This window comes from Caulobacter sp. BE264 (assembly GCF_031457805.1).
GTDB lineage: Bacteria > Pseudomonadota > Alphaproteobacteria > Caulobacterales > Caulobacteraceae > Caulobacter.
The window spans coordinates 667,508-680,994 of sequence record NZ_JAVDXI010000001.1 but is presented as its reverse complement, the minus strand read 5'-3'; the positions used below and the strand labels follow the sequence as shown (position 1 = coordinate 680,994).

Sequence of the window (13,487 nt, the reverse complement as noted above, 5' to 3'; positions counted from 1 at the left end):
AAGTCTATGTCCCGCTTGGGCGCTTCCATCGCCGCCTTGACGCTGAGCCTGCTGGCCATGACCAGCTCGGCCCACGCGTCGGTTGAAGACAAGGATGTCGCCAAGCTGACCTCCTTTGGCGGTATGTGCGCCAATTGTGATCTGGCCGGGCGCAAGCTGATGAACGCGAAGTTCACCGGCGCGAACTTCGCCAAGGCCGTCATGATCGGGGCCGACCTCCGCGGCGCGGCGTTCTACGGCTCGGACTTCGGTTGGGCTGATCTGAGCCGGACCGACCTGCGTGGCGCCGAGATGCGCGGCGCCAACTTCACCCGCGCCAACTTCACTGACGCCCGGATGTCCGGCATCGAGAGCAGCGGCGCCAATTTCACCCAGGCCACCCTGGTCCGCGTTGACTTGTCTTCCTCGGAGCTCCACGCCGCCAACATGGTCGGCGCCAATCTGCAGAAGGCGCGCTTTTCCAATGCGGAACTGACCGCTGCGAACCTGTCCGGCGCCAACGCCCGCGACGCCGACTTCTCGAACGCCGACATCAATCACGCCAACTTCCAGGGCGCGCGTTTCGACGGGGCACGGTTCCACAACGCCGATCTGACAGGCTCGAGCCTTCGCGGCGCCATCTTCAACGGCGCTGATTTCCGCAACGCAGACCTGACCATGGTCAATCTCACCGGCGCGGACCTATCTAGCGCCCGAGGTCTAGATCAGGACCAATTGGACGAGGCCTGCGGCGACAGCAGCACGCGCCTGCCGTCGGGCCTGAGCGTCCGCCCCTGCAACGGCCTTCGTGGTGGCCAGCACTTCATGTTGTTGCGCGCTGTGCCAAAGGCTCCGCCGGCGCCCCCGGCCCCGCCAAAGCCCCCCAAGCCGCCCAAGAACTGACCCTCTGCGTCAGAAGCAAAAAAGCCCTCCGGTCACTGGACCGGAGGGCTTTTTCATAGGCGCCTCGAAGGGGCCTTACACCTTGATCGGCGGCGCGGTGCGGATGTGCAGCTCCTTCAGCTGCTTGTCGAGCACGTTGGCCGGCGCGTTCATCAGCAGGTCCTGACCCTGCTGGTTCAGCGGGAAGGCGATGACTTCACGGATGGCGACTTGGTCGGCCAGCAGCATGACAATGCGGTCGATGCCAGGCGCCAGGCCGCCGTGCGGCGGCGCGCCGTAGCGGAAGGCGTTCAGCATGCCGCCAAACTGCTCTTCGACCACCTCTGGGCCGTAGCCTGCGGTGGCGAAGGCTTTGAGCATGATCTCGGGCTTATGGTTCCGGATCGCGCCCGAGCAGAGCTCGTACCCGTTGCAGACGATGTCGTACTGATAGGCGCGAATAGTCAGCGGGTCCTGCGTCTCCAGGGCCTCCAGACCGCCCTGCGGCATCGAGAACGGATTGTGGGAGAAGTCGACCTTCTTCTCGTCCTCGTTCCACTCGAACATCGGGAAATCCACGATCCAGCAGAACTTGAACTGGTTCTCGTCGACCAGCTTCAGCTCCGTGCCGACGCGCGTGCGGGCCAGGCCCGCGAACTTGGCGAACACGGCGGGATCGCCGGCCACGAAGAAGGCGGCGTCGCCGGCGCCGAGGCCCAGCGACTCCATCAGAGCTTGCGTCGGCTCGCCCAGGTTCTTGGCGATCGGGCCGCCCCAGCCGCCCTGGTCTTCCGACCAGAACACGTAGCCCAAGCCCGGCTGGCCTTCGCCTTGAGCCCAGCTGTTCATGCGGTCGCAGAAGGCGCGGCTGCCGCCCGTCGGAGCCGGGATCGCCCATACCTGGTTCTTAGCGTCAGCGCCCAGGATCTTGGCGAACAGACCAAAGCCGCCGTCACGGAAGTGTTCCGAGACGTTCTGCATCTTGATCGGGTTACGCAGGTCCGGCTTGTCGCTGCCGTACCAAGCCATCGACTGCGCGTAGGTCAGTCGTTCGAACCCCTTGTGCTCGAACGATTGGCCAAAGTCGTTGGTGAAAGTGTGGACGCCGTCGATCGGCGACACCGGCTTGCCGTTCGAGAACTCCTCGAACACGCCGTGCATCACCGGCTCGATCGCTGCGAAGACGTCTTCCTGGGTGACGAAGCTCATCTCGACGTCGAGCTGGTAGAACTCGAGGCTGCGGTCAGCGCGCAGGTCTTCGTCGCGGAAGCAGGGGGCGATCTGGAAGTAGCGGTCAAAGCCCGAGACCATCAGCAGCTGCTTGAACTGCTGGGGCGCCTGCGGCAGCGCGTAGAACTTTTCGGGGTGCAGACGCGAGGGCACCAGGAAGTCGCGCGCGCCTTCTGGCGAGCTGGCGGTCAGGATCGGCGTCTGGAACTCGTTGAAGCCCTGCGCAAACATGCGGTTGCGGATCGACTGGATCACGCGCGAGCGCAGAACGATGTTCTTGTGCAGCGTCTCGCGACGCAGGTCGAGATAACGGTGCTTGAGGCGGATCTCTTCGGGATAATCCGGCTCGCCGAAGACCGGCAGCGGCAGCTCGGCGGCCTCAGACAGCACCTCGACGGCCGACACGCGGATCTCGATCTCGCCGGTCGGCAGGTTCGGGTTCACGACGCTGGCGTCACGCGCGATGACTTCGCCGTCCACGCGGATCACGCTCTCGGCGCGGAGCCGCTCGACCACGCTGAAGCCCGGGGTTTCAGGGTGCAGGACCAACTGCGTCAGACCGTAGTGGTCGCGCAGGTCGATGAAAACCAACCCGCCGTGGTCGCGCTTGCGGTGGATCCAGCCGGACAGACGCACGGCCGCGCCGGTGTCGGAAGCGCGCAGGGCGCCGCAGTTGTGGGTGCGATAGGCGTGCATGGTGGTCATGAAAGTCTTGAATACGCGCTGATTTGCAAGGCGCGGTAAGGCGCACGTGGGCGCCGCGATGTCAAGGATTCTGGGGCGGACCGTGCGCTCGCTCGGCCCGCCTTTGGAATGATCTTGGAGTCTAGACGGCGCGGATGATGGCCAGGAAGTCGACGGCCTTGAGGGATGCGCCGCCCACCAAGGCGCCGCCCACCTCGGCTGCGGCCAGAATCTCGCCCGCGTTTTCGGGCTTCACCGAACCGCCGTAGAGAATGGGAACCGCCTTGCCCTGCTCTCCGAAAATCGCGGCTAGCTCCGCCCGGATCGCCGCGTGCATCTCGATGATGTTGTCGACCGACGCCGTGCGACCGGTGCCGATCGCCCAGAGAGGCTCGTAGGCCACGCAGAATGCCTTGCCGGCCACCGACGGCGGAAGCGACTCGCGCACCTGGGCGACAACAAACGCCACGGCGTCGCCGGCCTCTCGCGTCTCCAGGGTCTCGCCGACACAAACGATCGGCTCCAGGCCCGCCGCGATCGCCGCTTCGGCCTTGCGGGCCACTTGTTCAGAGGACTCGCCGTGGTCGGTGCGTCGCTCCGAGTGACCGCATATCACAAGCGATCCCCCGGCGTCGGCGATCATCCCGGCGGAGATGTCGCCCGTGTGCGCGCCATTCGGCTTGCCGTGGCAGTCTTGCGCGCCCGTTAAGACAGCGGAGCCTCCCACGGCCTCGCTCAATCTCGACAGCAGGGTGGCGGGCGGGAAGATCGCCACGCGCGCGGCGGCCGGCTGTATCTCAAGGTCGGCGACAACAGCGCGCGCCTCGTCAAGAGCGGCTGCAAGGCCGTTCATCTTCCAGTTTCCGGCGATCAGAGGCCGGGGCTTTGTGCTCGAAAGGGTCATGAGCGCCTTCTTGAGGTCACGCTCCCTTGGGAAGTCAAGCCCACGCCGCTTGCCCCCTCGCCTTCGGCTCTACTATACCCGCTGCTCTCGACCGTTGCGTCCATATGCGCAGCGGTCCGTCTGGAAGGTTTTCGCGCTCATGCTCGCCGGTTTCCGCAAGTTCGCCAAATCGCCCTTCGCGGTGGTGCTGTTTGGCTTGCTGATTGTCAGCTTCGCCATCTTCGGCATCAGCGACGTGTTCAAGGGGCCGCAAGGTTCCGGCGTGATCAGCGCCGGCTCGCGGACCATGTCGGCGGCGGACTTCAAGCAGCGCTTCGACAACTACCGCAAGGCGATGGAGCAGCGAAATGGCGCGACGCTCACGCCTGATCAGGCTGTCGAGCAAGGCGTCGATCGCCAGATCGTACAGGAACTGGTGCTGCAAGAATCACTGGCCGCCGCCCTGCACAAGATGGGCGTCGCGCCGTCCGACAAACTGGTCGCCGACACCGTTCGCGAGCAGATGAGCCAATTGCCGCCAACGACGCGCCCATTCGACCCGATCACCGGCAAGTTCGACGCTCAGGCCTATGCGGTGCTGATGCAGCAAAATGGCATGACGCCGGAGGGCTACGAGGCTTCGCTGCGCGACGAAATCGCCCAGACCCACTTCTTTTCGGCGATCGCCGACGGCCTGAAGGCCCCTCGCATCTATGCAGCACTCCAGGGCGCCTACATGCTGGAGGCCCGGGAAATCTCGGCCTTTGTCGTCAATCCTGCTTCCGTTCAGCGCCCCAACCCGCCGACCGACGCTCAGCTGACGGCGTTCATGAAGGAGAACGCGGACCGCCTGACGCGCCCTGAGACGCGCGTGCTGTCGATAATGCGCGTGAGCGCTGCGGCGCTGGAGCCCTCGGTGACGATCAATCCGGCGGATGTCCAGAAGGCCTTCGACTTCCGGAAGGACAGCCTGGCGAAGCCGGAAACCCGGACGATCATTCAAATCGCCGCGCCGGACGCCAAGTCGGCTGCGGTGATCTCGCAGCGGCTCGCCAAGGGCGAAGATCCGGCCGCCGTCGCCAAGGCCTACGGCAAGACGCCGCTGGTCCTTACCGACAAGCCCAAGACCGCGGTGCCTGACCGCAAGGTGGCGGCAGCCGCCTTCGCTCTCCAGGCTGGCCAGGTCAGCGGCCCGATCACAGGCGACCTGGGTGTCGCCGTGGTCAAGGTGACCAAGATCACGCCCGGCGCCGTCGCCTCGCTGGACAGCGTCCGCCCGCAGATCGAAGCCGAGGTTCGCGCCCAGACAGCGCAGGCCAAGGCCTATGAGCAGACCCAAACCTATCAGGACGCACGCGACGCGGGCGCTGACTTGCTCTCGGCGGCCAGCAAGGCCGGCGCGCTGGTGATCACGACGGCGCCGGTGACGGCGCAGGGCGCTGACCAAACGGGCCAACCTGTCGCCGGCCTCACAGCCGACATCGTCAAGACCGCCTTCGACCTCTCGCAAGGCGGCGAGAGCGAACTCGTCGAGGCAGGCAAGGGCGATTACTACGCCGTGAAGGTCGAGCGGATCATCCCTGCCGCCTTGCCGCCACTGGCCGAGATCAAACCGCAACTGACCGCCGTTTGGTTCGGGCAGGAAATGGCTAAGCGGATGAAGGCCAAGGCCGACGAACTCGCCGCTCGCGCCAAGAAGGGCGAGACCCTGGAAGCGGTCGCAACCGCGGCGCAGTCGAAGGTCCAGAAGATCCCCGGCGGCCTGACGCGCCAGAACGCCCAGCAGAACATGGCATTGGGCCAGGAGTTCCTAGGGGCGGCTTTCGCGGCCAAACCGGGCGCTGTCTTCACGGCGCGCGCCGGTCAACAGGGCGAGGCCTATCTCGTCGCCAAGCTCGACGCGGTCCGCGCCGCGCCGACCGCAAGCGTCGCGCAGATCACTGTCCTGGCCGCCGGCCAGGCCGCCAATGGGCTGATGCGCGATCTGGCTGAGGCAACCCGTGTCGTCGCCCGTACACAGATGAAGGCCAAGAGCAACCTGACCCTTGCCCGTCAGGCCATCGGCGTTGACACCGACGCCCTGGCCAAGGCCGAAGCCGCCAAGGCCGGAAAGAAAGCCGAGTAATGAGTTTGGAGCCCGCGTTCGACGCCTTCTCGGAAGCCTATGACTCCGGACGGCAGCAGGTCGTTTGGACCCGCCTGATCGACGATCTGGAAACCCCGGTTTCGGCCTATCTGAAGATCGCCCAGGCGCGTCCCTACAGCTTCCTGTTCGAGAGCGTCGAGGGCGGCGCCTGGCGCGGTCGTTATTCGATCGTGACGATGAACCCCGATCTCGTCTGGCGCTGTCGCGGCGACCAGGCCGAGATCGCCGAAGGCGACGACATCGTGGCCGGCCGGTTCACACCCCAACCAGGCGGCGCGCTCGACAGCCTGCGCGATCTGGTGGCGCGGTCGCGCATGGACCTGCCCAAGGGCCTGCCGCCGATGGCTGCGGGCGTGTTCGGCGCTCTTGGATATGACCTAGTGCGCCTGGTCGAGCGTCTGCCCGACGTCAATCCGGACGCCCTGAACCTGCCCGACGGGATCATGACTCGTCCCTCGATCGTCGCCGTGTTCGACGCGATCGCTCAGGAGATCATCCTGACCACGACCGTACGTCCGCAAGCGGGCGTTTCGGCCAAGGCGGCGCATGACGCGGCGCGGGCGCGGATCGAGGCCGTGATCGCCGATCTGCACCGTCCTCTCGCCCACGACGCGCCGCGTGCGCCGCGTGGACCTATGGACTTCACCACGCCGGTCAACCGCGCCGACTACGCTGAGGTGGTCGCCAAGGCCAAGGACTACATCGCCGCCGGCGATATCTTCCAGGTCGTAGCCAGTCACCGGTTCCGTGCGCCGTTCGACCTGCCGCCGTTCGCTCTGTATCGCTCGCTGCGCCGGACCAATCCGTCGCCGTTCCTGTTCTTCCTGAACCTGGACGGTTTCAATCTCGTCGGCTCCAGCCCCGAGATCCTGGTGCGCCTGCGCGATGGCAAGATCACCATCCGGCCAATCGCTGGCACCCGCCCGCGCGGCGCGACGCCGGAGGAAGACGCCGCGCTCGAGGCCGAACTGCTGGCCGATCCCAAGGAGCGCGCCGAGCACCTGATGCTGCTCGATCTTGGCCGCAACGATGTGGGCCGCGTGGCGATGCTGAACCAGCACGGACGCAACACACCGCCCGACCAGGCGCGCCCTAAGGGTCCGAACGTGCGGGTGACGGAGAGCTTCACGATTGAACGATATAGCCACGTGATGCACATCGTCTCGAACGTCGAGGGAACAGCGCCCGAGGGCGTCGATCCGGTCGACGTCCTGATGGCCGCCCTCCCCGCAGGTACGCTCTCGGGCGCCCCCAAGGTGCGCGCCATGGAGATCATCGACGAACTCGAGGTCGAGAAACGCGGCATCAGCTACGCGGGCGCGGTCGGCTATTTCGGCGCCGATGGCGCGGTCGACACCTGCATCGTGTTGCGCACGGCCCTGGTGAAGGACGGTATGATGTACGTCCAGGCCGGCGGCGGCATCGTCGCCGACAGCGATCCGGACGCCGAGTACGACGAGACCCTGCACAAGTCCCGCGCCCTAAAGCGCGCGGCCGAAGAAGCCTGGCGATTCAGCTGAGCCTTAGGGCTGTTTTCTTCCGCTAGGGACCGCCCAGCCGATCGCTGGGAATGTGCTGCGTCACCGCCGGCGGCGCCAGCACCATGACGGTGGCGAAGCTGAGCGCGCAGAACGCGGCGAAGGCCGCAGCGGCCAGCACCGGCCCCATCTTCTGGACACGTTGCTTGGGCCGCAGCAGTGCGCGCACATAGGCGACAGCGACAGGGTCCAAGGCGGAATCACGCGGGTCCATGCGCCCATGATGCTCAAGTCCGCGACCGCTGTAACCGTTACTGAAAGCCGCAGGCGAAAATGGCGCTACACATGCGCCCGCCTCGCGGTAGAGCCTGGCGCGTCAAAACGGTACCCTTTTGACGCGATAACGAGGCTCTAAATCAAATGCTTAGAGCGTGACTCGCGCCGAAACCGGTTCCCACTTTCGGCGTCACGCTCTAGAACCGAGCTCCGAAAGGCGGCGTCATGATCCTCGTCATCGATAACTACGACAGCTTCACGTACAACCTCGTCCACTACCTGAACGAGCTGGGGGCCGACACGGCTGTCTATCGCAACGACGCGCTCAGCGTCACCGAGGCGCTGGGCCTCAAGCCGGCCGCCGTGCTGCTATCCCCAGGGCCTAAGGCGCCAGATCAGGCCGGCATCTGCCTGCCGCTGTTGGAAGCCGCGCCGGCCGACCTGCCAATCCTGGGCGTCTGCCTGGGCCACCAGGCCATCGGGCAGGCCTTTGGTGGTGAGGTGATCCGCGCCAAGGCGGTCATGCACGGCAAGGTCAGCAAGGTCCGTCACAACGACAAGGGCATCTTCAAGGGTCTGCCCAACCCCTTCACCGCGACGCGCTATCACAGCCTGGCCGTCCGTCGCGAAGACCTTCCCGCCGACCTGGAAGTCACCGCCTGGACCGACGATGGCGAGATCATGGGCGTGCAGCATAAGACGCGCCCGATCTTCGGCGTGCAGTTCCACCCTGAGTCGATCGCCACTGAGGGCGGCCATCAGATGCTGGCCAATTTCATGGATCTGGCCGGCGTCAAGCGCGACGCGACGGTCTGGGTCTAGGCGTTTCAGATGTCCGACGCCTTCAAGCCGCTCTTGGCGAAACTCGCCGACGGTCAAACCCTCGACGAAAACGATGCTGAGCTGTTCTTCGCCGCCTGCCTGCGCGGCGAGCCGACGCCCGCGCAAGTCGCGGCCGCCGTTACGGCCATCCGCCTGCGCGGTGAAACCGTCGGCGAGATCGCAGCCTGCGCGCGCGCTATGCGCCGCGCCGCCATACCGCTGGAGCATCCGTACGACGTCATCGACGTCTGCGGCACTGGCGGAGACGGCCTGCACACGCTGAACATTTCCACGGCGGTTGGCTTCGTCGCTGCGGGGGGCGGTCTCAAGGTCGCCAAGCACGGCAATCGCGCCATCACGTCGAAGTCCGGCACAGCTGACGTTCTGACAGCCTTGGGCGTCAATATCGACGCCACGCGCGAGCAGCAGCGCAAGGCGCTGGATGAGGCCGGTATCTGCTTCCTGTTCGCTCAGGCCCACCACGGCGCGATGAAGCATGTCTCGCCGATCCGTCAGCAGCTGGGCTTCCGCACCATTTTCAACCTGCTGGGCCCGCTGACCAATCCGGCCGGAGCCAAGCGGCAGGTCGTCGGCGTCTCGGCGCCGCGCTTCGTCGAGCCGATCGCCAAGGCCCTGGGCGTCCTTGGAGCCGAGCGCGCTTGGTCAGTGCATGGCTCGGGCATGGACGAGCTGACGACCACCGGCGAGACGGAGGTCGCCGAATGGCGCGATGGCGTTATCCGCCTGTTCAAGATCACCCCCGAGGCCGTCGGCTTGCCGCGCGCCGCGTTGTCGGATCTGACCGGTGGTGATCCCGCGTTCAACGCGGCCGCGCTGACGCGTCTGTTCGATGGCGAGAAGGGCCCCTATCGCGACATCGTCCTGCTCAACGCCGCCGCCGCCTTCCTCGTCGCCGACAAGGTCGAGACCCTGGCGGAGGGCGTGGCCCTGGCGGGCGAAGTGATTGATAGCGGGCGCGCCAAGACCGCCCTCGCCGGCCTGGTGGCCGCCACCCATACGGAAGCTCTCGCGTGACCGACATCCTGGCCAAGATCGCCGCCTACAAGCGCGAGGACGTCGCAGGCCGCAAAGCTGCGCGCGCCCAAGCCGATATCGACGCTGCCGCCAAGACCGCTTCGGCCCCGCGCGGGTTCAAGGCCGCTTTGGAAGCGCATCATTCTCCTGGCAAGCTCTCCCTGATTGCGGAGATCAAGAAGGCCTCGCCATCCAAGGGCCTGATCCGCGAGGACTTCGATCCGCCGGTTCTGGCCAAGGCCTATGAGGCGGGTGGCGCGGCCTGTTTGTCGGTGCTGACCGATGGACCTAGCTTCCAGGGAGCCGACGACTATCTGGTCGCGGCGCGCGCCGCCGTCGCCCTGCCCTGCATTCGCAAGGATTTCCTGGTTGACCCCTGGCAGGTGGCCGAAAGCCGCGCCTTGGGCGCCGACGCGATTCTCGTGATCCTGGCGATGATCGACGACGTCCTAGCGGCGGAGTTGATGTCCGAGGCCAAGCGTCTGGGCATGGACGCCCTCGTCGAGGTTCACGACGAGGCAGAGATGGCGCGCGCCGGCGCGCTGGGCGCAGAGCTCGTCGGGATCAACAACCGCGATCTGAAGAGCTTCGTCGTCGATCTGGCGGTGACCGAGCGCCTCTCCGCCCAGGCGCCCGAAAGGGCCCTTCTGGTCACCGAGAGCGGTATCTTCACCCACGACGATGTCGTCCGCATGGAAGCCACCGGCGCCAAGGCCATGCTGGTCGGCGAAAGCCTCATGCGTCACGCGGACGTGACCAGCGCCACGCGCGCCCTGATCGGTTAAACCCAAAACGAGCTTCCGAAACGCTGGCGCCTGAGGGCGAAGCAGTCCCATCCTCCGAACGTCGCCGCGCCGAGAACGCGGCTGAGGAAACGTGCATGAACTGGCTCGCGCGGGTCGTGAAATGGGCCCTGGCTACGAATTTCAAGCTGCAGGGCTGGAAGATCGAGGGTGCACCGCCCGAAACGCGGAAGTTCGTCGTGATCGCCGCGCCCCACACCAGCAACTGGGACTTCGTCTATTTCGTCGGCGCCGCCGACGCCCTGAACCTTGATCTCAGCTTCATCGGCAAGGCCTCGCTGTTCAAGGCGCCGTTCGACCAGATGATGCGTGATCTGGGCGGTATCCCCTTGGACCGCGAACGCTCCAAGGACATGGTCAAGGCGATGGTCGAGGAATTCGGCCGCCGCGACACCTTCATGCTGACGATCGCCCCGGAAGGCACGCGCGGCAAGGCGCGCCAATGGAAGACGGGTTTCTACCACATCGCCACGGGGGCGAAGGTCCCGATGGTGCTGGGCATGATGGACTACAAGCGCAAAGTCGTGACGCTCGGTCCCGCGATCTATCCGACCGGCGACTACGCCGCCGACATGCGCCGGATCGCCAGCTTCTACCAGAGCTGCACGCCAAAATTCCCCGAGATGGCCACCCGGTTCGACGATCTCGACGCAGCGCCGCACGCGTGACGCACGGGGCTGGTCTATAAGGCATGCGCCGTTCCAACGGGGAGAATCGGATGCGCGCCTTGCTGACCGCCTTGAAGCGCCTCGCACAGCGTCCGATCAGGTCTGTCCGCGGTCGACTCAGCTCAACACCGCCCGCCACGGCCGTCACCGCGCCGGCCGAAGCGCTCCAGGCCCCCAAGGAACTCTGGCACCTGGTCGGGGCCGCCGACGCCGACTTCGTGCGGGTCGGGCAACAGTTCAAGGCGCTGTTCCTCGACGCCGGCCTGCAACCTCACCACGCCATCCTCGACGTCGGCTGCGGGATCGGACGCGCAGCCGCCCCCCTCGTTGACTATCTCGATGCGAGCGGCCGATACGCGGGCTTCGACGTCATGGCCGAGGCGATCGACTGGTGCCGCGCCAACATCGCGGTTGGTGACTCGAGGTTTGAGTTCCTCCACGCCGACATGCACAGCGACCGCTACAACCCGGGTGGAACCCAGCCGGCCAGCGCCTATGTCTTTCCCTACCCCGACGCCAGCTTCGACTATGTCTGGCTGGGTTCGGTGTTCACCCATCTGCTCGCGGCCGACCAGGCGCAGTTCGCGCGCGAGATCGGCCGGGTCCTGCGGCCCGGCGGCATCAGCATCGTCTCCTGGTATCTGATCGACGACGAGGCTCGGGCCAAGACCGGTTCTGGCCAGATCGCCTTCGACTTCACCCACCCGCTGGACGGCTGCTGGACCGCCACGCCTGATCTGCCTGAGGCCGTGATCGGCTACGACTTGGCGCAGGTTCAAGCGCAATACGACGAACTGGGGCTTGAGATCCTGAACCAGGCGCTGGGGGTCTGGCGGCGCGAACCCCTGCAAGACCAGGACATTATCGTGGCGCGCAAGCGCCCCTGAAAGATTTCATTAAGCTTCTGATTCTGCGGCGATTTTGGCCCATCGCAAACCTAACTCGCTGAAATCTCGAAGCTTTCCCCTGTTAACGAAGCTCGGCTTGACTTTGGCGCGGAACACCACGAGAACATTCGCAAGGTTTGCGGTTTGTTCCGCGCTCCAGCCGAGGCCGACATGCTCACGCGCAAGCAGCACGAACTGCTGATGTTCATCCATGAACGGATCAAGGAGACCGGAGTCTCGCCCTCGTTCGACGAGATGAAGGAAGCCCTCGACCTGGCCTCCAAGTCCGGGATCCATCGCTTGATCACGGCTCTCGAGGAGCGCGGCTTCATTCGTCGCCTAGCGCACCGAGCGCGCGCGCTGGAAGTGGTGAAACTGCCGCAGCAGGCCACGACCGCCGCGCCGCCCAAGGGGCGCGGCGCATTCCGCCCGCAGGTCTTTGAAGGCGGCGGGGCGCCGCCCCCGTCCAGCAGCACGGCCGTTCCGGCCAATGACAGCCGAGATCTGCCGATCCTAGGCAAGATCGCTGCGGGTACCCCGATCGACGCGATACAACACGAACGCGATCGTCTGCCGGTGCCGGAGGCGATGCTTGGCGGCGGCGAGCACTATGTTCTTGAGGTCCAGGGGGACTCGATGATCGAGGCCGGGATCCTCGATGGGGACTATGTGATCATCAAGAAGGGCGACACCGCCACCTCAGGCGAGATCGTCGTTGCTTTAGTGGGCGAGGAAGCCACACTGAAACGCTTGCGCAAGAAGGGCGGCTCGATCGCTCTGGAAGCGGCCAACCCCAAATACGAGACCCGCATCTTCGGTCCCGATCAGGTCGAGGTGCAGGGCAAGTTGGTGGGTCTGATACGGCGCTACCACTAGACTCAGACAAGCAGCGCGTCGGCGATGTCAGGCCCTGATCCAGCACGGATCAGGGCCTTTCTCGTACTCAGGACTGTGGCGTAAGACGCCCGGCTTCAGCCAGCCGCTTCGCGGCGGCGTCGAAGCCGGCCCAGGCCGCCGCCGCGAGCGCGCCGCCGGTGCTGACACGGCGCACGCCAAGCTCCGCAAGGCTCTCTACGGACATGTCGTCCCCCCAGAGCAGAATATTCACGGGTTTGGGCGCGACCGCCTCGACGATCGCCCGAATCTCCGCCGGATCCGCAACAGCGGGCGCGTAAAGGCAATCGGCGCCGGCCTCAGCATAGGCTTTCAGCCGCTCGAGCGTCGACCCAAGGTCGCGGCGGCCGCGCAGGTATCCTTCCGTGCGCCCGACAAGCATCACGTCGCGTCCGCTGGCGTCGATCGCTGCACGCGCCGCCTTGAGCCGCTCTACGGCGGCCGGAGGGTCATAGAGCGCCACTCCTGTCCAGTCCTCGATCGAGAGCCCCGCAACGCCGGCCTCGATCGCTAGACACACGCTCTCAGCGACCTCGGCGGGCGTATTGCCGAAGCCGTTCTCGAAGTCCGCATTAACCGGTAGATCAGTAGCGGCGCAGAGCATTTTCAGGTGGGCGATGACCTCATCGCGCGTCACCGCTCCATCGCTCTTCCCCAGCGCCCAAGCCATGCCTGCGCTCGTCGAGGCCAGAGCCTTGAAACCCGCCCGTTCCAGTCGCTTGGCGCCGCCGGCGTCCCATGGGTTAGGCAGCACAAAGCAACCTTCACCATGCAGCGCTCGAAACACGGCGCGGCGGTGGGCGTAAGGATCTGACATGGC

The 13,487-nt window shown here is 65.8% G+C and carries 13 protein-coding genes; 9 read left to right on the top strand and 4 right to left on the bottom strand.

What is annotated here, in order from left to right; all coding sequences use genetic code 11:
* The first annotated feature begins 6 nt into the window (after positions 1-6).
* On the top strand, positions 7-882 hold the full coding sequence (locus J2X45_RS03335) for a pentapeptide repeat-containing protein (RefSeq protein ID WP_310211298.1): 876 nt from the start codon (positions 7-9) through the stop codon (positions 880-882).
* A 75-nt stretch (positions 883-957) separates the two neighbouring features.
* Here J2X45_RS03335 and aspS read toward each other — a convergent pair whose 3' ends face one another.
* Both aspS and tpiA read right to left on the bottom strand, forming a co-directional pair.
* Entirely contained in the window at positions 958-2,796 is a 1,839-nt protein-coding gene (gene aspS, locus J2X45_RS03330; RefSeq protein WP_310211296.1) for an aspartate--tRNA ligase, read from the bottom strand.
* 121 nt (positions 2,797-2,917) lie between these two features.
* Positions 2,918-3,679 carry a triose-phosphate isomerase gene (tpiA, locus tag J2X45_RS03325; RefSeq protein WP_310211294.1) on the bottom strand — a complete coding sequence of 254 codons (762 nt, stop codon included), beginning with the start codon at positions 3,677-3,679 and terminating at the stop codon, positions 2,918-2,920.
* Between the two features lie 139 nt (positions 3,680-3,818).
* Here tpiA and J2X45_RS03320 point away from each other — a divergent pair, with 139 nt between their 5' ends.
* Positions 3,819-5,783 (top strand): SurA N-terminal domain-containing protein, encoded by a 1,965-nt coding sequence (locus tag J2X45_RS03320; RefSeq protein ID WP_310211292.1) that lies wholly within the window; start codon positions 3,819-3,821, stop codon positions 5,781-5,783.
* Positions 5,783-7,324 carry an anthranilate synthase component I gene (gene trpE, locus J2X45_RS03315; protein WP_310211290.1) on the top strand — a complete coding sequence of 514 codons (1,542 nt, stop codon included), beginning with the start codon at positions 5,783-5,785 and terminating at the stop codon, positions 7,322-7,324. Before J2X45_RS03320 ends, trpE begins: the two co-directional genes overlap by 1 nt.
* Positions 7,325-7,346: 22 nt before the next feature.
* On the opposite strand, the gene J2X45_RS03310 is transcribed toward trpE, so the two are convergent.
* Positions 7,347-7,556 (bottom strand): hypothetical protein, encoded by a 210-nt coding sequence (locus J2X45_RS03310; RefSeq protein ID WP_310211288.1) that lies wholly within the window; start codon positions 7,554-7,556, stop codon positions 7,347-7,349.
* Between the two features lie 227 nt (positions 7,557-7,783).
* Between J2X45_RS03310 and J2X45_RS03305 the strand changes: the two genes are divergently transcribed.
* The 6 genes from J2X45_RS03305 (at position 7,784) to lexA (ending at position 12,649) form a co-directional block, all read left to right on the top strand.
* Positions 7,784-8,380, top strand: coding sequence for an aminodeoxychorismate/anthranilate synthase component II (locus J2X45_RS03305; RefSeq protein ID WP_310211286.1), 597 nt, complete (start codon positions 7,784-7,786; stop codon positions 8,378-8,380).
* A gap of 9 nt (positions 8,381-8,389) precedes the next feature.
* Entirely contained in the window at positions 8,390-9,415 is a 1,026-nt protein-coding gene (gene trpD / locus J2X45_RS03300) for an anthranilate phosphoribosyltransferase (RefSeq protein WP_310211285.1), read from the top strand.
* The gene (gene trpC / locus J2X45_RS03295; RefSeq protein WP_310211284.1) at positions 9,412-10,200 is read left to right on the top strand and encodes an indole-3-glycerol phosphate synthase TrpC; all 789 of its coding nucleotides are present in this window, start codon (positions 9,412-9,414) and stop codon (positions 10,198-10,200) included. Before trpD ends, trpC begins: the two co-directional genes overlap by 4 nt.
* Positions 10,201-10,295: 95 nt before the next feature.
* Positions 10,296-10,886 carry a lysophospholipid acyltransferase family protein gene (locus tag J2X45_RS03290; RefSeq protein WP_310211282.1) on the top strand — a complete coding sequence of 197 codons (591 nt, stop codon included), beginning with the start codon at positions 10,296-10,298 and terminating at the stop codon, positions 10,884-10,886.
* 50 nt (positions 10,887-10,936) lie between these two features.
* On the top strand, positions 10,937-11,773 hold the full coding sequence (locus J2X45_RS03285; RefSeq protein WP_310211280.1) for a class I SAM-dependent methyltransferase: 837 nt from the start codon (positions 10,937-10,939) through the stop codon (positions 11,771-11,773).
* Positions 11,774-11,944: 171 nt separating this feature from the next.
* Positions 11,945-12,649, top strand: coding sequence for a transcriptional repressor LexA (lexA, locus tag J2X45_RS03280; protein WP_310211278.1), 705 nt, complete (start codon positions 11,945-11,947; stop codon positions 12,647-12,649).
* A 67-nt stretch (positions 12,650-12,716) separates the two neighbouring features.
* Here the strand turns inward: lexA and J2X45_RS03275 are convergent, their stop codons facing one another.
* Positions 12,717-13,484 (bottom strand): isocitrate lyase/phosphoenolpyruvate mutase family protein, encoded by a 768-nt coding sequence (locus J2X45_RS03275; RefSeq protein ID WP_310212082.1) that lies wholly within the window; start codon positions 13,482-13,484, stop codon positions 12,717-12,719.
* Positions 13,485-13,487 lie beyond the last annotated feature (3 nt).